The sequence below is a fragment of the bacterium genome (assembly GCA_018814885.1).
Lineage (GTDB): Bacteria > Krumholzibacteriota > Krumholzibacteriia > LZORAL124-64-63 > LZORAL124-64-63 > JAHIYU01.
This window is the reverse complement of the sequence record JAHIYU010000152.1, coordinates 21200-46130: the sequence shown is the minus strand read 5'-3', so window position 1 is coordinate 46130 and position 24931 is coordinate 21200. Positions and strand designations below refer to the sequence as shown.

The window sequence follows — 24931 nt, the reverse complement described above, 5'->3', positions numbered from 1 at the left end:
AGGTCGTTTCGCCGGGATCACTCAGGCAGAGGAAGCGCATGTCCCCTACGGAAGACAGAAGAGACGCGATTCTCGACGCGGTCGTCCGGCTCTACAGCGGTTCCGGACAGCCGGTCAGCTCCTCGCTCGTCTCCCGTTGGCTGGGCGGCCCGGTATCGTCGGCCACCGTGCGCGCCGTCATGGCTCGCCTGGAGGAAGACGGCCTGCTGGTCAAACCCCACACCTCCGCCGGGCGCATCCCGACCGACGCCGGGTTCCGCGCCTTCGTCAACCGTCTGTTGGCCGGTGTCGGCGCGTTGGTTCCCGCGCCGGCCGCGGTGCTGCGTCCGCAGGTCGAACTGGAACTGGAGCGCTCCGCCGGCACCCACGCCATGGTCAAGGCCCTGGCTTCGCTGCTCTGTCGTCTGACCGACAGCATCAGCATCATCATGGGACCGGCCTGGGATTCGGTTCGCGCCCTCCGGCTCGATCTCTACCCCAAGGAGGGACGGCGCATCCTGATGGTGCTCGTGCTCGAGAACGCCCTGGTGCGCACCGGCACCTTCGCCGTCGACAGCGACTATTCTCCCGAGATCCTGGATGACGCCGCACGGATGCTCACGGAGCGCGTTTCCGGCCGCACCGTTTCCGAGATACGCGGCGGTGTGCTCGCTTCGCTGGCGCCGGAGACGTCACCCGCCGGACGTTGTGCCCACGAGATGGCGCACCTCGGCTCCGAGCTGTTCGGCGACGTGGAGACTGCGGAGCTGGAGCTGATGGGTGTGGCCAACGTGCTCGACGAGCCGGAATTCTCCGATCCGGACCGCCTGAAAAAGCTGGTGCGATTCCTCGAGTCGCCGAGTGCGATTCGCGAGACGCTGCAGCGGCTCAGTCCGGAGAACGAGGAGGGCCTGGCCGTCTGGATCGGCTCGGAGAATCCGGTGGACGACCTGCAGTCTTTCGGGATGATCGCTTCGCCGTTCCACCTGGCCGGTCGGCAGGGCATCCTGGCCGTGCTCGGCCTGCGTCGCATGCCCTACGACAAGGCCATACAAGGCATACATTCGTTCCTGCAAACATTGAACAGGCTGCCCTGACTGGGCCGGATCGCCCGGGGCCGCCGGAGGATCGTCTGACGATGACCAAGAAGAAGAAAGCGGAGCAGAAGGCCGAGGCGCCGGAGCAAAGGGTCGCGGCCGAGGCGGAGGTCGATACCGATGACGCCGCGGTCGTCCATCCCGCGAACGGGGCCGCCGCGCCCGGGGATGAGTCCAGCGCCGAGGAGCTGCTGACCCGCGAACGGGACGATCTCAAGGACAAGTGGCTGCGCGCCGTGGCCGAGCAGGACAACGTGCGCAAGCGGACCCGGCGCGAGGTCGGCGACGCGTATCGCTTCGCCGTGGCCGACCTGGTGCGCGAGTTGCTCGAAGTGCTCGACAACTTCGAGCGCGCCGCGGCGAGCGCCGCCGCCGGCGGCGAGAGCGGCGAGGAGCCGAGAGGCCTGCGCAGCGGTTTCGAGCTGATCCACGTGCGTTTCCGCGAGATCCTCGAGGGGCGCGGGCTGGAAGCCGTGCCGGCGGATAAGGGGCAGTCGTTCGACCCCTCCATCCACGAAGCGGTCCTGCGCATCGAGAGCGACGATGTAGCCTCGGGAGAAATCGTGGATGTGGCCCAGGCGGGATACAGGCTCAACGACCTCGTACTGCGACCGGCCCGCGTGGTCGTGGCTCAATAGCCCTGAGAAGGAACGGCATGCCCTCCAAGCGAGACTATTACGAAGTACTGGACGTCAAGCGGAGTGCCACCGCGTCGGAGATCAAGAAGGCCTACCGCAAGCTCGCGATCAAGCACCATCCCGATCGCAACCCCGACGATCCGCAGGCGGGCGAGAAGTTCCGCGAGGCCACCGAGGCCTACGAGATCCTCAAGGATCCCCAGCAACGCGCCAAGTACGATCAGTTAGGCCACGCCGCCTTCGACCAGACGGCCGGTTTCGGCGGCGCGGGGGGCTTCGCGGGCGGTTTCGACATCAACGACGCTCTCGAGTCGTTCCTGCGCAACTTCGGCGGCTTCGGCGACATCTTCGGCGCCGGCGGCGGGCCGGGGAACGGACCGGCCTCCAACCGCGGCCACGATCTTCAGGTCAGGGTCAAGCTCACCCTCGAGGAGGCGGCGCAAGGCGTGCGCAAGAAGATCAAGTTGCGCAAGCAGGTCGCCTGCCACGACTGCGATGGCAGCGGCGCGGCGCCGGGCAGCCAACCCCAGAGTTGCACCGAATGCAATGGGCTCGGCCGCGTGCGCCAGGTCCGTCGCTCGCTGCTCGGCCAGATGGTCACCGAGGGCATCTGCCCGCGGTGCGGGGGACGCGGGAGCCTCATCTCCGATCCCTGCGGCTCGTGTCACGGCACCGGCACGGTGCGCGGCGAGGAGACGGTGGAGGTCCGTGTCCCCTTGGGCGTGGCCTCCGGCAACTACATGGAAATACCCGGCCACGGAGACGACGGCGAGCGCGGGGGGCCCACGGGCAATCTGCGCGTCATGATCGAGCTGGCCGAGCACGAGCTCTTCGAGCGTCACGGCGACGACCTGCTGATAGACCTGCCGGTGTCGCCGGTGGACCTCATGCTCGGGGTCAAGGCCGAAGTGCCGACCCTGGACGGCCGCGTCGCCCTGAAGATTCCCGCCGGGACGCAATCCCACAAGATCTTCCGTCTGCGCGGCAAGGGCATGCCGCGGCTCAACCGCAACGGTGTCGGCGATCAGCTCGTGCGCGTCATCGCCTGGACGCCCGACGGGCTCTCGGCGGACGAGAAGCGCCGCCTGGAGGAGCTGCGCGATGTGCTGGCCGCCCGCACGCCCGCGCCGAGCCGGCACCTCTTCGACTGACGCGGGAGATCGTCATGCGGTACTACCATCTGCCGCCCGCCGCCGAGAAGGAACCGCCGACCGTCGGCGACGAGGTCGCTCTGCCCGCCGGCGAGAGCCGGCACCTGCTCAAGGTGATGCGCGCCCGCGCCGGCGACGAGGTCCTGCTCACCGACGGCCGCGGCCGCCGCCTGACCGCCACCTTGCTCCGGGCCCATGGCCCCGCGGCCAGACTCCGCATCGAGGCGAGCGAACTCGACCGGGCCGAACTGCTGCGCCCGCGCCTGTGGCTGGCCTGCAGCGTGGTCAAGGGCCGCCATTTCGAGTGGGCCCTGGAGAAGGCCGTGGAGCTGGGCGCTCACGCGATCCAGCCCCTGCTGACCGCCCGGGGCGAGATCGCGCCGCGCGAGGGCAAACTCGAGCGCTGGGGCGCGATCCTGGCCGGCGCAGCCAAGCAGTCGGGTCGCGCGTGGCTGCCCGACCTGTCGCCGCCCGCGAACCTGAGCGACTGGCTCTCCGTCTGGCGCGGCGGCGGCCTGTACTACGGTGTGGCGCGCGCCCGGGACCGGAACTGGCGGGATGACGAGGCGGGCCTGCTGTCGCCCGGAAGGCTCTTCGCATCGGCAGGGGGGGCGATCGCCGTCGCCGGCGACCTGGCATGGGTGGTCGGCCCGGAAGGCGGTTGGGACGAGCGGGAACTCGCCGCGCTCGCCGGCGCGGGGACGCCAGTCCGGCTGGGGCCCCACCGCCTGCGCACCGAGACGGCCGCCTGCGCGGGACTGGCCCTGCTTGCCGCGGTCCGCGAGATGCTGCTCGACGCCGAACCCGCGCCCGGTGCATAGTCGTTCGGGCACGCTCGGACGCTCGACAGAACGAAGGATGATCGAGATGGCGAATTCGGAACTGGCGAAGCGGATCCAGCAGGACACCATCACGACCATGAGGGCCAAGGACAAGGACCGTCTGACCGTGATGCGCATGCTGCAGGCCGCCATCAAGCAGGTGGAGATCGACACCCGCGAGGAGCTGGACGACGAGGGCGTCGTCAAGGTGCTGCGCGCCTACCTGAAGAAGGTCAAGGACAGCCTCGCGGGAGCACGTGACGGCGGCCGCGAGGATCTTGTGGCCCGGGCCGAGGCCGAGCTGGCGATCGTCGAGTCCTACCTCCCGGCCGAACTGGACGACGAAGTGCTGGAGGCCATCGTCCGCGAGGCCATCGCCGGCACCGGCGCCTCGTCCTTGAAGGACATGGGACAGGTGATGAAAGCCGCCATGGCCAGGACGGGCGGCCGCGCCGACGGCAACCGGGTCAGCGCCCTCGTCAAGTCCCTGCTCGCCGGCTAACGCGCAAGGAGTGCCACATGCATTGGCTGACCATCGCGACCCTGGCCCTGCTGCTCGTCTTCGCCGTCGCGGGCTGGCGCGCGGGCCTGATCCGCCGTGTCCTGGAGTTCGTCGGCATGGTGGCCTCGGTGCTCCTGGCCTCCCGCTACTGTTTCCTGGCCGCAGACTGGCTGCAGGACACCGCCGGCCTCGAGGACCGATGGGCCCGGCCCCTGGGCTGGCTCCTGGTATTCGCGGCCTTGCTGCTCGTGGCAAAACTGGCCGCGTGGAGCCTGGCCAAGGCCCTGCGCGTATCTGTCCTGGGCTGGGTGGACCGCTGGGGCGGAGCCCTGCTCGGCATGCTGATCGGCGTGCTGGTGTGCAGCGTCCTGTTGATGCTCGCCTGTCGTATCACGGGCGACGACGACCTGGCAAAGCAGGTGCGGAGCGATCCCGTGACCAGGATCGTCCACGGCGCGGCGCCGACGCTCTACGCTTTCGTGGTGCGCGGCGATCACGAAGACCTGGAACGCCTCTGGCAACGGGCACGCGACGGGTTCGAGGAGCTGCCCGACCCCGGCGAGGCCGCCTCCTCCTTGCGCGAGGCAGTCTCCGATAGGCTCGACGAAGACCGGGAGTGACGCTTGAACTCCCTCCTTCACGAAATAGCCGCCGCCGACCGTGACCTGGTGCTGCCTGCGACGCCGGAGCACGAGCGAAGCCTGCGGCTTCTCGAATGGGCACGCGTGACCGCGCTGGTGGCCCGCCACTGCCGCAACGGCCTGGCGGCAATGCGCGTCAGGGCGCGGCGTCCCTACGTCGACACGGCACCGATCCTGCTGCGCCACCTGCTGGCCGCGGAACTGCGTCCGGAGAGCGAGCGCGACGTCTGGCCGCCGCTGTGCGACGTCACCGAGGCCGTGGCCCTGCTCGAGCGGGACCGGCCCCGGCGACTCGACGGCGGCGAACTGATCCACCTGGCATGCATCGCGGCCGAACTGGACCGCTTGCGCGTTCATTTCCTGGCGCGCGAGGCGGTCAGCCCCCGCTGGTGCGACGGCGCCAGGCAGCTGGCCGGCCAGGAAGGGATGACCGCGACGATCGGCCGTTACCTGGATCGCGACGGATGCGTCCGCGCCGACGCGACGCCCGAGCTGTCCCGCTTGCGCCGCGTGATTCGCGACGGGGAGAGGGGCGTCCGCGCCGAGGTGGCCCGCGCCATGGCCGCCGCACGCGAGCGCAACGCACTGACCGCCCCCGAACCCACCCTGCGGGGCGAACGGTTTTGCCTGCCGGTGCGCGCCGGGGCGAAGAGTCTTGTCGACGGTATCGTGCACGACCGCTCGGCCAGCGGCGGCACCCTCTTCATCGAACCTGCCGCGGTGGTCCAGCGGCAGAACGAACTGGCCGAGCGCAGGCTGGACGCGGCGGCCGAAGAGGAACGGATCGTCCTGGAGTTGAACAGTCTCGTCGAGGCCAATGCCGCGGACTTGGCCCTGTCGTGCGATTTCGCCCTGCGCGTCGACGAGATCTGCGCAGCCCTGCGCTGGAGTTTCGCCGTCGACGGCGCGGTCGTCGTTCCCGCCGCGGGCGCACGGCTGGATCTGCGCAGAGCCCGCCACCCGCTGCTCTTGTCCCGGGCGACAGCGGATGAACAGGGCTGCGTTCCCCTCGATCTGCGGCTGCCCGGCGAGACGCACGTCCTGCTGGTCAGCGGCCCCAACGCCGGCGGCAAGTCGGTGGCCTTGAAATGCGTCGGCCTGATGGTCCTGCTGGCCCAGAGCGGCTGGGACTTGCCGGTGCGGGCCGACAGCACCCTGCCGCTGATGAGCAAGGTATTCGTCGATCTCGGTGACGACCAGTCGATCGCCCTCTCGCTCAGCAGCTTTTCAGCGCACCTGGGACATCTGGCCGGCTTCCTGGCGGCCGCCGACGCTCATACCCTGATCCTCTGCGACGAGATCGGCAGCGGCACCGACCCGGAGGAAGGCAGCGCCCTGGCCTATACGGTCCTGGAGGAACTGGCGGATCGGGGCGCGACGATCGTCGCTTCGACCCATTACAGCCTGCTCAAGGCCGCCGTGGGCGATCATCCCGAGATGACCAACGCCGCCATGGAGTTCGACGAACGGAGCCTGCGCCCCCTGTTCAACCTGCGCCTCGGCGTGCCCGGTGCGAGCCACGCGTTCGATATCGCCGCACGCCTGGACTTTCCCGGGGACCTCCTGGAACGCGCCCGGAAGCGCGTGGGAGAGGCGCGTTTCCAGATCGAGCGGCTGCTGGTCGAACTCGGCGCCCGCGCGCGGCGCCTGCGCGAGGCGGAGCGCGCCGCGCGGCTGGACGCCGATGCGGCTACCCACACCAGACGCGAGCTTACCCGCCGCCTGGCCGGGATCGACCAGGAGCGCGCGGACCTGCTCGAGGCCGCCCGCGGGGAGGCAGAGCGATTCCTGGCGGAAGCCCGCCGCACCCTGGAACGCGTCGTGCGTGAGCTGCGCGTCGGCGGCGCCGACGGCAAGGCGATCCGCTACGGGCGTGACGCCCTGACCAGGCTCCGTGAGCGCCTGCCCGGCGGCGGCGCCGAGTCCCCTCCCGCGACGGAGCCCGCCTGCGGCGACTGGGTGCGCGTGCCGCACCTCGGACTGACGGGACGCGTCGCCGAGATCAGAGGCGGCAGGATCACCGTCAACGCCGCTGGCATGAGGTTGACCTTGACACCGGAACTCGTGGAATCCGCACCGGAGGCGGACGATAACCGCGAGACCGCCGGTACCGGCGATTGGCGCTGGAGCACCGCGGGCGCGCCCGCCGTCCACGAGATCGATCTGCGCGGTGTCCGCGCCGAGGAGGGGTGGGAGGCTCTGGACCGCCTCATCGACCGGGCGATCCCCGCCGGGATCAACGAGATCGGCGTCATACACGGTTTCGGCACCGGGCGCCTGCGCGCCCATCTGCACGAGCGGCTCGCCGCCGATGCGCGGGTCGCCTCCTTCGCCACCGCGCCGGCCGATCAGGGCGGCGAGGGGCGCACCATCGTGATGCTGGCTTGACCCGGGTCGATCTGACGCGCGGCAGGGCGATCCGGGTCGATATTGGACGGAAGCATCCGAAAAGCCCCTGCCTGGTGGACATTTCGAGGGTTTGTAGCTAAGTTATACGGTCCCACGATAGTTGCCAGAACCACGCTGTCGCCAGCCGGGGGGTGCCGTGCCGATGACACCGGTCTTGCCCAAGGATGTGGTATCACGCATCAAGGAAGAGACCGATATCGTCGGCTTGGTTCGCGAATACGTCACGCTCAAGGCGAGCGGAACCTCCTTCAAGGGGCTCTGTCCGTTCCATCGCGAGAAGACACCCAGCTTCCACATCAATCCCCAGCGCCAGATATACAAGTGCTTCGGCTGCGGCGAGGGAGGCGATGCCATCTCGTTCCTGATGAAGCTGCAGGGGCTGTCCTTTCCCGAAGCGCTGGAAGTGCTGGCGCGCCCGCTCAACATCGACCTGTCCCGCTTTCTGGTCGACAACGACGAGACGGAGGGGGAGCGCCAGGCTTTCTTCCGGGCGCAGGAGACCGCCGCCGCGCTCTGGTCGGACGCCCTCTGGGACGCGTCCGGAGCCGGAGCCCGGACATACCTGTCCGACCGCGGCTTCAGCGAGGAGATCCTGCGTCGCTACGACGTGGGCTTCGCTCCCGGCGCCACCTCCTGGCTCCGGTCCGGGCTCCAGCGCCAGGGCGTGGACACCGACCTGGCCCGGCGCGCCGGTCTTTTGCGCAAGGGGCGTCGAGACGAGCTTTTTGCTTATTACCGCAACCGGATTATCTTTCCCATCAGGAATATAGCCCAGCGGATCGCCGGGTTCGGCGGCCGCATCCTGGGCGACGGGGAGCCGAAATACCTGAACTCCGCAGAGAGCGACTATTTCAACAAACGGGAGCTGCTTTACGGCTTTTCCCTGTCCAGGATTCCCATCGCCCGCAGCAAGACGGCCATCCTGGTCGAAGGCTACCTCGACCAGATCGCGCTGGCCCAGGCGGGTTTCAGCAACAGCGTCGCCACCTGCGGTACGGCGTTCACGACCCAGCAGGCCCGGGCGTTGCGGCGCGGCTGCCGCACGGTCTACGTGCTGTTCGACGGTGACGCCGCCGGTTTGAAGGCCGCCGTGAAGACGGCGGGCATGGGTGTCGCCGAGGGACTGGAAGTCCGTATCGCGAGGATGCCGGAAGGGGAGGATCCTGCCTCTTTCCTGCAGGAGAACACCGCGCAGGCCCTGGCCGGGCTGCTGGAGGCGGCGCCCGGATACCTGCCGCTGTTGCATGACCTGGCCGCCGGCAGTGGCCTCGGGCGGGCCGGCATGGAAAGAGCCGTCAAGACGGGGCTGCAGGCCATCGCCCAGATCAACGATCCGATTCGACAGGCTTATCTGGTGGCGGAGGCGTCGGATCTTTTCCATCTTGACGGGAACATCCTGCGTGCCGAGATCGATCGTCTCAACAACACGCGGCGCTACACCGACGTGGAACAGCAACCCGCGGTGCCGGTCGGCGGGATCGACGGGCCCGCGGCGACGGCCGCGCGCAGGAGATCCGACCTCAACGCCGAGGCCATAGCGGCCCAGATGCTGGCCCATGCCTTGTGCGATGCCAGCGGACGCGCCGTGGAGACGATGCTGGCACGGCTGGAAGGGGTACGGCTGGCGAGCGAGACGGGCGAAGCGCTGCGCGGTGATCTGGAGTCCTGGCGCAAGGCGCGCGCGGGCGGCGAAGCCGTCGCACCGGCCGCTTTCGTACAGGCCCGCTGGCACGATCGCGACGACCGCTATCGTCGCTTCGTGACCGATTTGCTCACCGGGCTGGAGGTGATCGACGAGGTCGACCACGAACGGGTCGTCCGGGATTGCCTCGATCGACTTGAATCCGACCAGGAGCGCAGACGCCTGAGCGAGGCCCTGCGGACGCGCACCGTCGGCGAGGGGGATTAGATTGTCCAAGGTCAATGCGAAGCTCGAGACCATCGTCGACAGAGTGCGCAAGCAGGCCAGCGAGAACGGCGGATACATTCTCCTGGATCAGGTCAACGAACTGATCGGCGAGGAGGAGCAGATCGTCGATCTCTACGAGCTGGTGCTGGATAAGCTGCTCGAGGTGAAGATCGACGTCTACGAGAACGAAGCCGAAGCGAAGCGCAAGCGGCGCAAGGAAACCGAGAGGCTGAAGCGCCGGACGGCCGCCCAGCGCAAGGCCCAACGCAGCAGCATGAAGTACGACGATCCCGTGAGGATGTACCTGCGGGAGATGGGACGCGTGCCGCTGCTGACGAGGCAGGGCGAGGTCGATCTCGCCAAGCGCATGGAGGAGGGTCTGCTCTCGGTGTTGCGGGCCACCGTGCGGACCAAGCTCACCCTGCTGGAGCTGCGCCGCATCGCCGAACAGCTCTGCCAGGAGCACATCCTCGTGGACGAGGTGGTCCAGCACGACAGCAGCACCTGGAACGTGCACTACTCTCCCCGCAAGGAGGGCCAGCGCATCTTGCGGGCCGTGGACCGCATCGAGAAATGGCAGGCCGAGCTCGTCAGCCAGAAGGCGGAGCTCCACAAGTGCAAGAACCCCACGCGATCCGCCACGCTCACCCGCATGGTCCAGTCCCGCGAGCGCAAGATAATCGACACTTTCGTCGGCCTGCATCTCTCGCCTCAGCAGATCGACCACCTGTCGAACCGGCTGCTGCTCGTGGACAACAAGGTCCGCGATCTCAAGACCCGGATCGAGAAGGAGAGCGCCGGCGAGAAATCGGGTGCTTCCACGCGCGGCTACAAGAAGCAGATCACGGAGGTGGAGCGGGAGGTCGGCCTGCCCACCGCCCGCCTCGCCGGGCTGGCGCAGGAAATCGAGAACGGTCGTTGCGAGGTCGACACCGCCCAGCGCGAGATGATCGAAGCCAACGTCCGGCTGGTGATCAGCATCGCCAAGCGGTACACCAACCGCGGCCTGGAATTCCTGGACCTGATCCAGGAGGGCAACTCCGGTCTGATGCGTGCGGTCGAGAAGTTCGATTACCGCAAGGGGTACAAGTTCTCGACCTACGCCACCTGGTGGATACGTCAGGCCATCACGCGCGCCATCGCGGACCAGGCGCGTACCATCAGGGTGCCGGTGCACATGATCGAGGCCATCAACAAGGTCAACCGCGCCCAGCGGCAGCTGGTCCAGGAACTCGGGCGGGACCCGTCCCCGGAGGAGATCGCCCATTGCCTCGAAATGCCCATGGAAAAGGTCAGCGGGGTGCTCAAGGCCAGCATGGAGCCGGTCTCGCTCGACCGTCCCATCGGCGAGGACGAGGACAGCAGCCTCGGCGATTTCATCGAGGACACCGGCGCGCTCTCGCCCTCGCACGTTGCGGCCCACGCGATGCTCAAGGATCAGCTGCACCGGGTCCTGAGCACGCTGTCCCGCCGGGAGGAAAAGGTGATCCGCCTGCGTTTCGGGCTGGGCGACGGCACGCCGCGCACGCTCGAGGAGGTGGGCACCATCTTCAAGGTCACGCGCGAACGGGTCCGGCAGATCGAGGCCAAGGCCCTGCGCAAGCTGCGGCATCCCAGCCGTTGCCGGAAGCTGAAGGGCTATACCGAGATAGTCTGATCCGGTCATAATTGGTTTGACCGGGTGCAGGGCAGCCCTTATCGTTCTGCGCCGAGTTCGGAGGGCCCATAGCTCAGTCGGTTAGAGCAACCGCCTCATAAGTGGTCGGTCCCAGGTTCAAGTCCTGGTGGGCCCACCACTACCGGACTCGAGCGGAAGGGTAGGGCGATTAGCTCAGCTGGCTAGAGCGCTCGCCTCACACGCGAGAGGTCACTGGTTCGAGTCCAGTATCGCCCACCATTTCCCATGCCGTCGAGAGGGTGCCACAGCACCCTTTCTTAACGTCCGGCGTGGCTCGCAACCCGCCCCGGGAGGGCGCTGAGATGTCGGATCAACAACAGCCTGCGACCCTCGGCGAACTCCTGCGGACGCTGGAGAAGAGCGATAACCTCCGTCAACTCGCGCGTGAATGCGGTCTCACGCCCGGTGATCTCAAGAAACGCCTCAAGCAGTGGCGACGCGACCTGGAGACGGACGCCGCGCCATCCTCCGCGCCCGTGAGGCGGGCGGCCGCGGAAGAGACACTCAGCGAAGAGGCGGCGTCGCTCCTCCCCGCGGCCGGACTCGGGGAGAGCCCGCTGCCCGCTCGGGGAGAACAGGTGCTGGAGATCTGGACCGATGGCGCGAGCCGCGGCAACCCCGGCCCCGCGTCCATCGGCATCGTCTTCGGGCAGCACGGCGGCGAGAAGCTCTGCTGCCACGCGGAGAAGATCGGCCGGGCGACCAACAACGCCGCCGAATACCAGGCGGTGCTCCGCGCCCTGCTCTTCGTGCGCGATTGGGGCGTGCGGCGCGTGCTGTTGAACCTCGACAGCGAACTCGTGGCGCGCCAGCTGTCCGGGCAGTACCGGGTCAAGAGCCAGGATCTGTTGCCCTTCTACCGCCAGGTCATCAGCCTGATGCGCTCCCTCGACAAGGTGACCATCCGGCACGTCCGGCGCGACCACAACAAGCTCGCCGACCGGCTGGCCAACCTCGCCCTCGACAACAAGATCTGAAACTCCTGACCAGGATATGTCCATGAAGAGACGTGGGGTGAGAGGGACACCGGCCGGGGGCGATCGTCGCCGACCTCCTGTCGGCTCCTCGCTCGGCTTCCGGGGATCTCCGCCCTCCTGGCTCCGACCCCCTCCAGACGCCCCGTCCGGTATCCCTCTCACCCCACGTCTCGGGATATACCCTGGCAGGGGTGTTCGATATCCTGGTGAGGGAGGGACCCCTGGTTCGACACGCTTCTGCGGGGTCGTCTGGAGGGCCGCGCAGCCAGGAGGGCGGCGACGAGCGTCCCCCCAGAAGCATGTCGAACCAGGGCTCCCGGCCCATCATCCAGGATCTTCGACACATCCCATTCGGGGCATATCCGCAGACGTGACATGGGCGCCGGGAAGGTCTATCATGGAGACGGGAAGTCGGAGAGACGACCGCGGACCCGACCGGGTTCGAGGAAAGTCCGGGCTCCACAGGGCAGGGTGCTGGGTAACGCCCAGGGGGAGTGATCCTACGGAAAGTGCCACAGAAAACATACCGCCTCGGCCTCGCGCCGCGGTAAGGGTGAAAAGGTGAGGTAAGAGCTCACCGGGCGCCTGGCGACAGGCGCCGCATGGTAAACCCCACCTGGAGCAAGACCATATAGGGGAGGATGAGGTGGCCCGCCTCGCTCGACTCCCGGGTAGGTCGCTTGAGGTCGGCGGCAACGTCGATCCCAGATACATGGTCGTCGCCGCCCGCGCGGCAACAGGACCCGGCTTACGACCGGCTTCCCGAACGCGACAAACCCGGCAACGGGAGGGATGCGCGACACCCCCTCCGGTGTCGCCGGGTTGTATCCGACGGAGGATGAGTTGCAGTTCGAGATGCACTTCGACGACGGATCCGGCCCGAGCCGTGCGACTTCGGCGCGACGCGTCGAGAAGGCCGCTCCCGCCGGCCTGTTCACGCGCCGCGCCTGGGCGTCGACCGCCGTGCCCACGGCGGCTGTGCTCGAGTCCGTCAGACGTGCCCTGCCCTTGCCCGGCCCCGCCTCGGAGCACCTGGTGGCGTTGATCGCAGCGCGCGGGCAGACCAGTACCGAACAGCTGGAACAGTTCTTCTACCCGACCCTGGACCATCTGCACGATCCATTGCTGCTCGACGAGATGGACACGGCCGTCGCGCGCCTGCTCGGTGCCGCCTCGCGCCGGGAAAAGGTAGCCATCCACGGGGACTTCGACGTCGATGGCCTGACCGGCACCGCCATCCTCGCCGAGCTCTTCGTCAATCTCGTCGTCGATGGGAATCGCGCACGGCCGACCCCGCCCTTCGTGCCGGATCGGATCGGCGACGGGTACGGTATCGCCAGGCACAAGCTCGCGGAGTGGGGCGCGCAGGGGGTGGATCTCCTGGTGGCCGTGGACACCGGCTCGGCGGCGCACGCGGAGCTGGGCCTGGCGCGCGATCTGGGCATGGACGTCGTCGTCCTGGATCATCACCTCTTCGACCAGCGGCCGGCGGCGGCCGTGGCGCTGGTCAATCCGCGTCGCGAGGGCAACCGGTATCCCAATCCCGAGCTATGTGGAGCCGCGGTCGCCTTCAAGCTGGTGCAGGCCCTGGTCGCCGCCGTTCCCGGCTGCCTGCCTCCCGATTTCCCGCTCACCGTGATCGACCTCGCCGCCCTCGGCACCATCGCCGACCAGATGTCCCTGGTGGGCGAGAATCGCGTCCTGGTCCTGCGCGGTCTGGAACGTATCCGCGACCACTCGTCCGTCCGCCCCGGCGTGGCGGCCCTGCTGTCGATCGCCGGCCTCGACGGCGGCTTCCCCGTATCCGCCACGAACATCGCCTATCAGGTCGCGCCGCGGCTCAACGCCTGCGGGCGCATCGGCCGCGTCCAGACGGCACTCGATCTCCTGCTGACCCATGATGTCGAGGAGGCCCGCCGCCTGGCCAAGGAAGCGGACGACACCAACGAGAGGCGCAAACAGGCCGACATGCAGGTCAAGGTGGACGCCGTGGCGCAGGCGCGTCCCTACGCGGAACGCGGCGACCCGGGCCTGGTCCTGGGCTCGGCGGACTGGCACCGCGGCATCATCGGCATCAGCGCGGCGCGTCTGGTCGAGATATTCAACGTGCCGACGATCCTCTTCTCCCTCGAAGGCCGGGAGGCCAGGGGTTCCGCCCGCAGCGTGCCGGACATCGACATCAAGGCCGCGCTCGACCGTTGCGCGGACCTGCTGATCAGGTTCGGCGGCCACCCCCAGGCGGCCGGCATGACCCTGCGCACGTCCGACCTTGACGCGTTCCGCGAGGCCTTCCTGGGCACGTTGCGTGCGGATCCGGGCAACGGCGGCATACCCGAGGTCTACGATCTGATGCTGTCGCTGACAGAGATGGACACGGACGAGATAGCCCGGCTGACATGCGAAATCGCACTGCTGGCCCCCTTCGGCGAGGGCAACCGTTCCCCCGTGTTCCGTTGCAACGGCCTCCGGTTGGCGCGGCTGCCGTACATGCTCGGGCGCGCCGGCGAACACCTGCGCTTCACCTTCCGGGGTCCCGACAGGCCGAGCGGAGGCGGTACGCCGTCCCTGTCCCGCGAATTCATCAGCTTCGGCAGCGGCCAGGCATGGGCGGAAATGGTCAACAGCGAGCAGGGGAGGGCCCGCGACCTGATCGACCGGCGCTGGGACATCCTATTCAGGCTCGAGCCGAATACCTGGCGCCCGCGCCGCGGCACCGCGGTGGACCCCGTCCAGCAGCAGCTGATCGACATCACACCGGCGGATGCGTCATGAGCGAAGGAATCTCACACCGCGTCGGCGAGGTCGATCTCGACGCCATGATGCGCGCCGTGGTGCGCAAGGTGGGCGTGTACAATCCGCATGGGGACCGCGACCGTCTCTGGCAGGCTTTCCGGTTCGGCAACGAGGCCCACGCCGGTCAACTGCGCAAGAGCGGCGAGCCCTACTTCACCCACGCCCTGACCGTGGCCGGCATTCTCGCGGACCTGCGTCTGGACGTGGACACCCTCGTCGCCGGCCTTTTGCACGACGTGGTCGAGGACACCGGGGTCACCCTGGATGAGCTGCGCGAGAGATTCGGTGAAGAGGTCGTGCATATGGTCGACGGCGTCACCAAGATCAGCGACATCCGCTCCCACAGTCCCGATACCCGCCAGGCGGAGAACTACCGCAAGCTGGTGTTCTCGATCGCGCAGGATCCGCGCACCGTGCTCATCAAGCTCGCCGATCGCCTGCACAACATGCGGACCGTGGAGTTCCTGTCCCCCGATCGCCAGCAGGGGATGTCGCGCGAGACGCTGGATGTCTACGCGCCGCTGGCCCACCGCTTCGGCCTGGCCAAGGTCAAGTGGGAACTCGAGGACCGGGCCTTCAAGGTACTAGATCCCAGCGCCTACTTCGAGGTCGAACGGGGCGTCAAGCAGAGCCGCACCGTGCGCGAGAGGGTCATCGAGCAGATCGGGCGCCCGCTGGTGGACGCCCTGTCGGAAGCCGGCATCAAGACCGAGATATCAGGGCGTCCCAAGCACTTCTACTCCATCTACAACAAGATGAAGTCCCAGAACGTGCCCCTGGAGCGCGTCTACGACCTCTACGCCCTGCGCATCCTGGTCGAGACCAAGGTGGACTGTTATCACGCCCTTGGCATCGTGCACAGCATGTTCACGCCCCTGCAGGACCGGATCAAGGACTACATCGCCAACCCCAAGGCCAACATGTACCAGTCGCTGCACACCACGGTGCAGGTGACCGGCGGCAAGTTCCTCGAGATCCAGATCCGCACCCACGAGATGCACGAGCGCAGCGAGATCGGCATCGCCGCCCACTGGCGCTACAAGGAGGGCGGCGCCAACGAGTCGATCGATTTCTCCCGCATGGTCAACTGGCTCCGGCAGATGATGGAGTGGGAGGAGGACGTGGCCGACCCGCGCGAGTTCATGGAGAACATGAAGATCGACCTCTTCCAGGACGAGGTCTTCGTGTTCAGCCCGCGCGGCGATCTCTTCCAGCTGCCCAAGGGCGCCACGCCGCTCGATTTCGCCTTCGAGGTCCATTCGGAGGTGGGCCTGCACTGCGCGGGCGCCAAGGTCAACGGCAGGATCGTCAGCTTGGCCACGCCGCTGCAGAGCCGCGACAGCGTGGAGATCCTGACCAGCAGGAATTCACACCCCAGCACGTCATGGCTGGAGATCGTCAAGACCGCCAAGGCGCGGCATCACGTGCGGCGTTGGATCAGATCCACCCAGTTCCTGGACAGCGTGAAGCTGGGACGCGAGATCCTGGTGCGCGAGATACGCAAGCGCAAGCTCGATGTCGACATCGACCGCGACCTCGAGGAACTCGGGCAACAGCTGGGCTATTCCGAACTGGACAAGCTGCTGGCGGCCGTCGGCGCCGGGGACCTCACGCACGCGAAGATCCTCAACCGGCTCGATCCCAGCGAGAAGAAGTCGCCCCAGAAGCTCGTGGACATGGGCAAGGATATCTACGCCACCTTCATGCGACGCCGGGTGTCGGGCGTGCGCATCCAGGGGCTGGACAATCTCATGGTGCGGTATGCGCGCTGCTGCGAACCGATTCCCGGCGACGAGATCGTCGGCGTGGTGACGCGCGGCCGGGGCGTGTCCGTGCACCGCATGGGCTGCTCGAATCTCCAGGATGCGGACCAGGAGCGCCTGATCGAGGTCACCTGGGATGTAGATGCCGATCAGATCTTCATGGTCAAGCTCACCATCACGGGTCTAGACCGCAAGGGCCTGCTGGCGGATCTCAGCGAGGCCATCCACAAGGTGGGCGTGAACATCCGCAGCGGCGACTTCCAGACCGACGCGGAACTGGCCCGCGCCACCCTGCTCATCGAGGTGCGCAACCTGAACAACCTGGACAAGGTGCTCAAGGCCGTACGCCGCGTACCCAACGTACAGCAGGTCGAAAGGTACCAGGTGGACTGATGAAACCGGGCTGCAGGGAGGCGCGACGGTGAAATGCGTGGTGCAGAGGGTCGCCAGCGCCGAGGTGAGGGTAGACGGCGAAGTGACGGGCCGTATCGGCCGCGGCCTGCTTGTCCTGGCCGCCTTCGCAGCCGGCGACGGCGAAGCCGAACTCGCCTGGATGGCGCGCAAGCTCGTCAACCTGCGCCTGTTCAACGACGCGCAGGGGCGGATAAACCTGTCTCTGGCAGAAGTCGGCGGGGGGATACTGCTCGTCCCCCAGTTCACGCTCTACGGCGATTGCCGCAAGGGCAACCGGCCCAGCTTCATCGGTTCGGCGCCGCCCGAGGTCGCGGCCGAACTCTATGCGCGTTTCGGCGGGATCCTGCGGGCGTGCTGGCCCGATGTGGCCGAAGGCCGGTTCGGCGCCCGCATGGAAGTCTCCCTGGTCAACACGGGCCCGGTCACGCTGATCGTGGACCGCGACGCCGAACCCGTCCCATCGTGAAGGATCCCGCCGTGATCGTATCTCCCTTCATCGCGTGGCAGGATGGTCCCCCGCTGGTGCTGGCTTCGGCATCACCGCGTCGCGCCGAGCTGCTGCGGATCGCCGGCATCCCCTGCGAAGTGCGCGTCGCCGGCGGCGCCGAGGCCGGGATCGCCGAACGCGTCGGGAGCGAAGATCCGGAGCGTTACGCCATCGCCCTGGCCCTGGCCAAGGCCGAGGCCGTGGCCGTCGCGCACCCCGGACGGCTCGTGCTCGGCGCGGATACCATCGTCGTGCTCGACGGGAACGTGCTGGAGAAACCCATCTCCCCGGACGACGCCGCGCGCATGCTGGGGCTGCTGCAGGGAAGGCGTCATACCGTCATCACGGCCCTGGCGCTGCTCGGCGGTGCCGGCGGACCCCAGACCTGCGCCGAGAGCACCGCGGTGGAATTCCTGCCCCTGCAGCCGGAAACGATCCGACGCTACGTGGCGACCGGCGAGCCCATGGACAAGGCAGGGGCCTACGGCATCCAGGGCTACGGCGCCATGATGGTGCGGCGCATCGAAGGCTGCTACTTCAACGTGATGGGCCTGCCCCTGGCCCGTCTGGGCGACGCCCTGCGGGCCGCCGCGGGCACCACGGCCGTTCAGGAGGACGGATGAGCGGCGAAGACCCGGGACCGCCCTTTCCCTTCCCGACGGTCGTCTGGCGCGGCGGAGCGGTCGTGCTCATCGATCAGACCCGTCTGCCCGCGCAACTGGCGGAATACGTCTGCGGCGACGTGTCGACGCTCTGCGGCGCCGTGGCCGGGCTGGTCGTGCGCGGCGCGCCGGCCATCGGCATCGCGGCGGCCTGGGGCGCGGCCCTGTCGTGGGACCTGTCCCGCAAGGGGGGGGGCGATACGGCCGCGGCGCTAGCGAACCTGGCACGAGACCGCGACCGTCTCGCGGCGACGCGTCCCACCGCCGTGAATCTCTTCTGGGCCCTGGACAGGCAGTCCGCCCTGGCGCACAACCTCGCCGCCGGCGGAGCGGACGTGGCGACGATCGGCGAGGCGCTGCAGCGCGAGGCACGGTCGATCCGCGACGAGGACGTGGCGTTGTGCCGCAGGATGGGAGAGGCCGGGGCGGCACTCCTGCCCGCCGAGGCGTGCGTGCTCACGCATTGCAACGCCGGGGGTCTCGCCACCGGAGGTTACGGCACCGCCCTCGGCGTCGTGTACGCCGCCGTAGAGGCCGGCAAGCATGTGCGCGTGTTCGCGGACGAGACGCGCCCCCTGCTCCAGGGCGCGCGCCTGACCGCCTGGGAACTGCAGGTCCGGGGCATTCCCGTGACGCTGCTCTGCGAGGGCGCCGCTGGCGGGCTGCTGCGGTCCGGACGGATCGATGCCGTCATCGTCGGCGCCGACCGCATCGCCCGCAACGGCGACGTGGCCAACAAGGTCGGCACCTATCCCCTGGCGGTCATGGCCCGCGCGCACGGCGTGCCGTTCTACGTGGCCGCGCCCTATTCCACCTACGACCACGGCACGCCGGACGGCGAGGGCATCGTCGTGGAAATGCGCGACGGCGCGGAAATAACCTCCTGCGGGTCGGAGCGCACGGCGCCCGAAGGCGTGGAGGCGTGGAATCCGGCCTTCGACGTCACCCCGGCCGCTCTGGTGACCGCGCTGATCACCGAGCACGGGGTCTTGACGCCTCCCTGCGAGGCGTCGCTATCCGTCCTGAGGGTCGACTCGGCAACTTGACATCTGACGCTCCATTTGCTAGATTTCCTCCCTTACGCTTGCGGATACTGCAAATAGTCGTATCCGTGCGTTTTCTGCGTATATCCCGGGGAAGCCGGGCGGTCGCACAACGGCCCGGAGTCGTTTTCCCGCGCCATGTGAAGAGACGGTTCGCCGGTGTATGCGGCAGACCGTATCCCGTCGCTCGACCCGGGCGAAGCCGGCAAGCTTGGAGGCAGTGTCTTGAAGACCTACAGCATGAAGAAGGCGGAGATCGCCAAGGAGTGGCTCGTGATCGATGCCGCGGGCGTTTCCCTCGGCCGTCTGGCCACGCAGATCGCGATCCTGCTGCGCGGCAAGCACAAGCCCACGTTCACGCCGCACCTGGATATGGGCGACAGCGTGATCATCATCAACGCCGAGAAGGTCCAGCTGACAGGACAGAAAGCGGATCAGAAGTCCTATCATCGTTTCAGCGGCTTCGTCGGCGGTCTCAAGGATATCCCGATCAAGAAGATGATGGAAAAGCACCCCGACTTCGTGGTGACCAACGCGGTGCGCGGCATGCTGCCCAAGAACCGACTGGCGCGCCAGCAGCTCAAGCACCTGCGCGTCTATCAAGGAGCCGAGCACCCGCACGAGGCGCAGCAGCCGCGTGTCTACGAATTGCCCGAGGTGTCCTGAACGCACATCCGGTCCCGCCGGCCCCCGGCGGGAGGAGGTAGAGAGTTTGTCTGAGAGATTCTATGCGACCGGCCGCCGCAAGACCTCCGTCGCCCGTGTCTGGGTGACGCCCGGCGGCAACGGCAAGATCACGGTGAACAGCAAGCCGGCGGAGGAGTACTTCGACGCGACGCGCATCCAGGCCATCAACGAGCCCCTCGACGCCCTCGCGGAGGACCTGGCCTTCGACATCTGGGCCACCGTCAAGGGGGGGGGCGTCACGGGACAGGCCGGCGCCCTGCGCCACGGCATCGCGCGCGCCCTGGTCGCCGCCGACGAGGAGTACCGCGTCGCGATGCGCAAGGCCGGACTCCTCACGCGCGACGCCCGCATGGTGGAACGCAAGAAGTACGGTCAGCCCGGCGCCCGCAAGCGTTTCCAGTTCTCGAAGCGCTAGGCACTGCCTGGAGCTGGATCGGGTCCCGTGCCGGCCGCTGCGCGGCCGGATGCGAGGCGGGACCGCGTCCGGTTTTCAAGGAAAGCCTGGTCAACACGGGGGGCTGCACCCCCGATCACGCACCCGGTTGGAGAACGGGGCCGGTGGCGCTCCTGGAGCGTTCGTCACGTTCGTCGAAGACCGGGGAGGTCCAACCACACTCTGGAGGATACCATGGCAGAAATCGGCTTGAGGGATCTGCTCGAAGCCGGTGTCCACTTCGGTCATCAGACGCGCAAGTGGAACCCGAAGATGCGTCCCTACATCTTCATCGCCCGCAACGGCATCTATATCATCGACCTGCAGAAGACGCTCCGGGCAATCAGGAACGCCAGCAATTTCCTGCAGAAAGTCGCCAGCAAGGGCGGCACCGTGCTCTTCGTGGGCACCAAGAAGCAGGCCAAGGTCGCCGTGCGCGACATGGCCGAGCGGTGCGGCATGCCCTACGTGACCGAGCGCTGGCTAGGCGGCATGCTCACCAACTGGCAGACCATCAGCAAGCGCGTGGCCAAGCTCGACGAGATCGAGAGCCTGCGCAACACGGGCAAGATCGAACAGTTCTCCAAGAAGGAACAGCTCGAGATCAACCGCAGCTTCGAGAAGCTCAACAAGAACCTCGGCGGCATCCGTACCATGAAGGGATTGCCGTCCGCGGTCTTCGTGATCGATACGGTCGAGGAGGAAACCGCGGTCCGCGAGGCCAACAAGCTGGGCATACCCGTGATCGGCATCGTGGACACCAACAGCGATCCCGACATCGTGCATTTTCCGATTCCCGGTAACGACGACGCGATCCGCGCCATATCGCTCTACGCTCGGGTCGTCGCCGATGCGATTGCCGAAGGCCGCTCCGCCCGCACCGAGGGCGAGGAGGTCGCGGTCGAGGTGCAGCCGGACGCTCCCGAGGTGGCCAAACCCACCAAGGTGACACTCGACGACGTGGACAGCGGCAAGAGCGAAGAGGCCATCGGCCAGTGAGCCGACAGCGACCCGTCCGCCCCGACGGACGGGCCGGCCCGAAGGTCGACTTTCCCCCAAACACCTGACGTCGCCGGATCGCCGGCTGGTACGGGAGGCGAACATGGATATCACCGCCAAGATGGTCGCGGATCTGCGCAAGCAGACCAACGCGGGCATGATGGACTGCAAGAAGGCCCTGATCGAATGCGAGGGCGATATAGAGCAGGCCACGGACCATCTCCGCAAGAAGGGCATCGCCAAGGCCGCCGGCAAGTCCGGCCGCACCACCGCCAACGGTCTCGTGGAATCCTACATCCATCCCGGCGGACAGATCGGCGTCCTGGTCGAGATCAACTGCGAGACGGACTTCGTGGCACGCACCGACGAGTTCAAGGCCTTCGTGCACGACGTCGCCATGCACATCGCGGCGACCGGGCCGCAGGGCCTCGACCGCGCGTCGATCGACGCCGCCGTCGTGGAGAAGGAGACCGAGATCTACCGCGCCCAGATGAGGGAAGAGGGCAAGCCCGACAATATCATTGACAAGATCGTTCAGGGTAAGATAGACAAGTTCTACGCTGAGGTCTGTCTGCTGGAACAGAAGTTCGTGAAGGATCCGGACATGACGATAATGGATCTCGTCAAGTCGAAGATCGGGTCTCTCGGTGAGAACATGGAGATCAAGCGATTCGTCCGTTTCGAGATCGGCGGATAACGATTTGCAAGGGGCCCGGGCCGCTGGGGTCCGGGCCCTTTTTTTGTCAGGTTTGCAATGCCCGTGAAGGGAGCCGGCGTGGCCACGCGCTATTCACGTATCCTGCTCAAGCTCAGCGGCGAGAGCCTCGGCTCCGACGAGGGCCCTTTCGATCACCAGCGCCTGAGCGGCCTGGCGCAGCACATCAGCCGGATCGCGGGCGAGGGTATCGAGATCGGGATCGTGGTCGGCGGCGGCAATCTCTTCCGCGCCCGTTCCGCCAACCTGGACGTGCTCAACCGCGTCACGGCAGACCACGTGGGCATGCTGGCCACTTTGATGAACGCCACCGTGCTCCGCGATTACCTGCGCGCGGAAGGCGCCCGCTCGGTCATCCTGTCGCCGCGCGAGGTCCCCCCGCTGTCGCGCTCTTTCTCCCTCGACCTGGCCCTGCCGCTGTTCAAGTCCGGCACCGTGCTGATCTTCGGCGGCGGCACCGGCAATCCCTTCTTCACCACCGACACCGCCGCCGCCCTGCGCGCCGTGGAGATCGAGGCCGACGTGCTGCTCAAGGGGACCCAGGTAGACGGCGTCTACGACAAGGATCCGCTGCAGCACACGGACGCCGTGCGGTTCGATTTTCTCACCTACGACGAGGTCCTCGACCGGCGACTGGGCGTGATGGACCTGACCGCCATCACCCTCTGCAAGGAGAATGGCGTTCCCATAGAGGTCTTCGATATCTCCGATCCCCGCAACATCATGCGCCTGTTGAACGGTGAAATAGCCGGCACCCGGGTAGCCAAGGAGCCGAAGCCATGACGAACGATCACACCCAGGAAGCCGAGCTGGAAATGGCCGAAGCCGTCGAGAAGCTTGCTCTCCGGCTGACGACCATACGCACGGGCAAGGCGTCTCCCGCCCTGCTGGACTCGGTTCGCGTCGAATACTACGGCACGATGACACCACTGAAGCAACTGGCCAACGTGGGCGCGCCAGAGCCCCGACTGCTGACCATCGCGCCTTTCGACCGCAGCGTGCTCAGGGACATCGAGAAGTCGATCCGCGCCGCCGATCTGGGTCTCAACCCCAACAGTGACGGCGTGCTGATCCGCGTGCCCATCCCCGAGCTGACCGAGGATCGGCGCCGCGACCTCAGCAAGACCGTCCGCGAGTACGGCGAGCAGGGCAAGATAGCCGTCCGCAAGGCCCGCCAGCAGGTGAACGATCAGATCAAGAAGGACGACGATCTCACCGAGGACGAGCAGCATGACTCGCGCGACGAGATCCAGAAACTGACCGACCGCTTCTGCGACGAGATCGATACGATCATCAAGCGCAAGGAAGCGGAGATCATGGAGATCTAGGATGTCCTCCGGAACGGACAATACCGACGCCGCCCCGCTGGACGGACTGCGGGATGAGGTGAAACGCCGCGGCGGCGTTCCTCGTCACGTGGCCGTGATCATGGACGGCAACGGCCGCTGGGCCAGGCGTCGGCGCTTGCCCCGCATCGCCGGGCATCGCGCGGGCCGCCATGCGGTGCGCCAGACCCTCGAAGCCTGCGGACGCCTCGGCGTCGATTATCTCACACTCTACACGTTCTCGCAGGAAAACTGGAAGCGTCCCCAGGCCGAGGTCGGCGCCCTCTGGGGCTTTCTCGAGGAAGCCCTCGCGGCCGAGCGCGATGAGCTGGCCCGCAAGAACGTTCGCCTGGTCGCCAGCGGCGAGTTGGACATCATCCCGGAACGCGCGCGCGAAGCCCTGGCAAGCACGATCGTCGCCCTGTCCGGCAACACCGGCCTGACCCTGAACCTGGCGCTGGCCTATGGCGGGCGCACCGAGATCCTGCGGGCCTGCGCGATCCTGGCCCGCCGCGTCGCCGCGGGGGAGCTGGACCCCGCCGCCATCGACGAAGACGTGTTCCGCAGCGGACTATACGCCCCGGACATTCCCGACCCGGACCTTGTAATCCGCACCAGCGGCGAGTACCGGCTCAGCAATTTTCTCATCTGGCAGACGGCTTATTCCGAGATCTACTTCACTCCCGTTTACTGGCCTGACTTCGGCGAAAAGGATCTGCTCGAGGCGATCGCGGATTTCCAGGGCCGGGAGCGGCGCTTCGGAGACGTGAACGGCGAGGGCGGCGGCGAGGGGGAAGGTGGCGGTCGCTCCATCTTCGATCCCGCCCGCTGGAAGAAGATGTTGAAGGTCAGGTCGTGAACTCCCTGCGACAGGATCCCGGACAAGCGGATCGAGAGACGCCGTGGCGGCGCTTCGTGCGCGCCAACATCGTGCCGCGCGTGCTGGTGATTCTCGTCGGCGTCCCCCTGCTGGTCCTGGCGGCGCTCCGGGGCGGCCTCGTCTTCCGCATGCTGATCGGCGTGCTGATCCTGCAGGGTTTGCGCGAATTCACCGCGATGACCGCCGCGAAGGGCTACGGACCCTGCAAGCCGTTGAGCCTGGCCGTCGGCCTGGCGTGTGCCTGGGCCGGCGCGAGCAGCGGCTCCCATCTGCCGCTGGTCCTGGCGGTGGCGATCGTGCTCGTCATGATCGTCGAGTTGTTTCGTAGGGAAATTCGCCATCCTATTGTAATAACGGGGAATACGATACTCGGAGCTTTGTATGTGGGGTGGCTGGGCAGTTTCATCGTGCAGCTGCGCGAATTGCCGTCACCCCCGGGAGCGGGTTACGACCTGGGCTTGCGGGCCCTGGGGCTCATGGCCGCGATCACCTGGGCATGCGACACCTTCGCCTACCTGGTGGGGGTCGCCGTGGGTTCCCGCCCGCTGCTCGAGCGGGTCAGTCCCCGGAAATCCCTGGAGGGCGCCCTCGGAGGCGTGCTGGGAGCCGTCGCGGCGGGCGTCACGGCTTCAGCGACCTTCGCGCCGTTCATCTCCCTGGCGCAGGGGGCGCTCATCGGCCTGGCCGGGTCGGTGCTGGCCCAGGCCGGGGATCTCGTGGAGTCGCTGCTGAAGAGGGATGCGGGCATCAAGGACACGGCGGGGCTTCTGCCCGGTCACGGCGGCGTGCTCGACCGCATGGATTCTGTGCTTTTCACCGCTCCCTTCGTCTACTTCGTGATCGTTCGTCTGACCGAGTACCGAGGATAGTCCCCGGAGGATCGTCTGTGACCAGTCCAGTCCAGGCCTGCGAACCCCTGTACCGCCTG

The 24931-nt window shown here is 67.4% G+C and carries 23 protein-coding genes, 2 tRNA genes and 1 other RNA gene; all 26 read left to right on the top strand.

The genetic code is table 11. The features are described from left to right. The first annotated feature begins 38 nt into the window (after window positions 1–38). Window positions 39–1076 carry a heat-inducible transcriptional repressor HrcA gene (gene hrcA / locus KJ554_11825; protein ID MBU0743021.1) on the top strand — a complete coding sequence of 346 codons (1038 nt, stop codon included), beginning with the start codon at window positions 39–41 and terminating at the stop codon, window positions 1074–1076. Window positions 1077–1117: 41 nt separating this feature from the next. Beyond that, a complete protein-coding gene (locus tag KJ554_11820) occupies window positions 1118–1714 on the top strand; it encodes a nucleotide exchange factor GrpE (GenBank protein ID MBU0743020.1) in 597 nt (198 codons plus the stop codon). A gap of 17 nt (window positions 1715–1731) precedes the next feature. Next, window positions 1732–2865 (top strand): molecular chaperone DnaJ, encoded by a 1134-nt coding sequence (dnaJ, locus tag KJ554_11815; protein MBU0743019.1) that lies wholly within the window; start codon window positions 1732–1734, stop codon window positions 2863–2865. Between the two features lie 14 nt (window positions 2866–2879). Further along, window positions 2880–3686 (top strand): 16S rRNA (uracil(1498)-N(3))-methyltransferase, encoded by an 807-nt coding sequence (locus KJ554_11810; protein MBU0743018.1) that lies wholly within the window; start codon window positions 2880–2882, stop codon window positions 3684–3686. A 46-nt stretch (window positions 3687–3732) separates the two neighbouring features. Continuing rightward, window positions 3733–4188: a GatB/YqeY domain-containing protein gene (locus KJ554_11805; protein MBU0743017.1), complete on the top strand. Its 456-nt coding sequence runs from the start codon at window positions 3733–3735 to the stop codon at window positions 4186–4188. Between the two features lie 17 nt (window positions 4189–4205). Further along, window positions 4206–4808 (top strand): CvpA family protein, encoded by a 603-nt coding sequence (locus KJ554_11800; protein ID MBU0743016.1) that lies wholly within the window; start codon window positions 4206–4208, stop codon window positions 4806–4808. A 3-nt stretch (window positions 4809–4811) separates the two neighbouring features. After that, window positions 4812–7217, top strand: coding sequence for a Smr/MutS family protein (locus KJ554_11795; GenBank protein ID MBU0743015.1), 2406 nt, complete (start codon window positions 4812–4814; stop codon window positions 7215–7217). A 163-nt stretch (window positions 7218–7380) separates the two neighbouring features. Further along, window positions 7381–9147 (top strand): DNA primase, encoded by a 1767-nt coding sequence (gene dnaG / locus KJ554_11790; GenBank protein MBU0743014.1) that lies wholly within the window; start codon window positions 7381–7383, stop codon window positions 9145–9147. Window position 9148: 1 nt separating this feature from the next. Next, window positions 9149–10804, top strand: a complete 1656-nt coding sequence (rpoD, locus tag KJ554_11785; protein MBU0743013.1) for an RNA polymerase sigma factor RpoD — start codon at window positions 9149–9151, stop codon at window positions 10802–10804. A gap of 62 nt (window positions 10805–10866) precedes the next feature. After that, window positions 10867–10943 (top strand) — tRNA-Ile (locus KJ554_11780). 24 nt (window positions 10944–10967) lie between these two features. Then, a tRNA-Val gene (locus KJ554_11775) sits at window positions 10968–11044 on the top strand. Between the two features lie 83 nt (window positions 11045–11127). After that, a complete protein-coding gene (locus KJ554_11770; GenBank protein MBU0743012.1) occupies window positions 11128–11802 on the top strand; it encodes a ribonuclease HI family protein in 675 nt (224 codons plus the stop codon). Window positions 11803–12208: 406 nt separating this feature from the next. Further along, window positions 12209–12569: RNase P RNA component class A (rnpB, locus tag KJ554_11765), an RNA gene on the top strand. A 25-nt stretch (window positions 12570–12594) separates the two neighbouring features. Beyond that, window positions 12595–14574 (top strand): single-stranded-DNA-specific exonuclease RecJ, encoded by a 1980-nt coding sequence (recJ, locus tag KJ554_11760; protein MBU0743011.1) that lies wholly within the window; start codon window positions 12595–12597, stop codon window positions 14572–14574. Then, the gene (locus KJ554_11755) at window positions 14571–16751 is read left to right on the top strand and encodes a bifunctional (p)ppGpp synthetase/guanosine-3',5'-bis(diphosphate) 3'-pyrophosphohydrolase (protein ID MBU0743010.1); all 2181 of its coding nucleotides are present in this window, start codon (window positions 14571–14573) and stop codon (window positions 16749–16751) included. The genes recJ and KJ554_11755 overlap by 4 nt, the downstream gene beginning before the upstream one ends. A 28-nt stretch (window positions 16752–16779) precedes the next feature. Continuing rightward, window positions 16780–17238 (top strand): D-tyrosyl-tRNA(Tyr) deacylase, encoded by a 459-nt coding sequence (gene dtd / locus KJ554_11750; protein ID MBU0743009.1) that lies wholly within the window; start codon window positions 16780–16782, stop codon window positions 17236–17238. 53 nt (window positions 17239–17291) lie between these two features. After that, a complete protein-coding gene (maf, locus tag KJ554_11745) occupies window positions 17292–17882 on the top strand; it encodes a septum formation protein Maf (GenBank protein MBU0743008.1) in 591 nt (196 codons plus the stop codon). Further along, window positions 17879–18967 carry an S-methyl-5-thioribose-1-phosphate isomerase gene (gene mtnA / locus KJ554_11740; GenBank protein MBU0743007.1) on the top strand — a complete coding sequence of 363 codons (1089 nt, stop codon included), beginning with the start codon at window positions 17879–17881 and terminating at the stop codon, window positions 18965–18967. Before maf ends, mtnA begins: the two co-directional genes overlap by 4 nt. A 222-nt stretch (window positions 18968–19189) precedes the next feature. Beyond that, complete coding sequence (gene rplM, locus KJ554_11735) at window positions 19190–19630, top strand: 50S ribosomal protein L13 (GenBank protein MBU0743006.1); 441 nt, start codon at window positions 19190–19192, stop codon at window positions 19628–19630. 46 nt (window positions 19631–19676) lie between these two features. Then, complete coding sequence (gene rpsI, locus KJ554_11730) at window positions 19677–20066, top strand: 30S ribosomal protein S9 (GenBank protein MBU0743005.1); 390 nt, start codon at window positions 19677–19679, stop codon at window positions 20064–20066. A gap of 213 nt (window positions 20067–20279) precedes the next feature. Further along, a complete protein-coding gene (gene rpsB / locus KJ554_11725) occupies window positions 20280–21083 on the top strand; it encodes a 30S ribosomal protein S2 (protein MBU0743004.1) in 804 nt (267 codons plus the stop codon). A gap of 103 nt (window positions 21084–21186) precedes the next feature. After that, complete coding sequence (tsf, locus tag KJ554_11720) at window positions 21187–21780, top strand: translation elongation factor Ts (protein MBU0743003.1); 594 nt, start codon at window positions 21187–21189, stop codon at window positions 21778–21780. A 57-nt stretch (window positions 21781–21837) separates the two neighbouring features. Then, window positions 21838–22581, top strand: a complete 744-nt coding sequence (pyrH, locus tag KJ554_11715; protein MBU0743002.1) for a UMP kinase — start codon at window positions 21838–21840, stop codon at window positions 22579–22581. Continuing rightward, window positions 22578–23126, top strand: coding sequence for a ribosome recycling factor (gene frr / locus KJ554_11710; GenBank protein ID MBU0743001.1), 549 nt, complete (start codon window positions 22578–22580; stop codon window positions 23124–23126). The genes pyrH and frr overlap by 4 nt, the downstream gene beginning before the upstream one ends. 1 nt (window position 23127) lies before the next feature. Next, the gene (gene uppS, locus KJ554_11705) at window positions 23128–23982 is read left to right on the top strand and encodes a di-trans,poly-cis-decaprenylcistransferase (protein MBU0743000.1); all 855 of its coding nucleotides are present in this window, start codon (window positions 23128–23130) and stop codon (window positions 23980–23982) included. Next, window positions 23979–24872: a phosphatidate cytidylyltransferase gene (locus tag KJ554_11700; protein MBU0742999.1), complete on the top strand. Its 894-nt coding sequence runs from the start codon at window positions 23979–23981 to the stop codon at window positions 24870–24872. Before uppS ends, KJ554_11700 begins: the two co-directional genes overlap by 4 nt. Window positions 24873–24931: the final 59 nt, after the last annotated feature.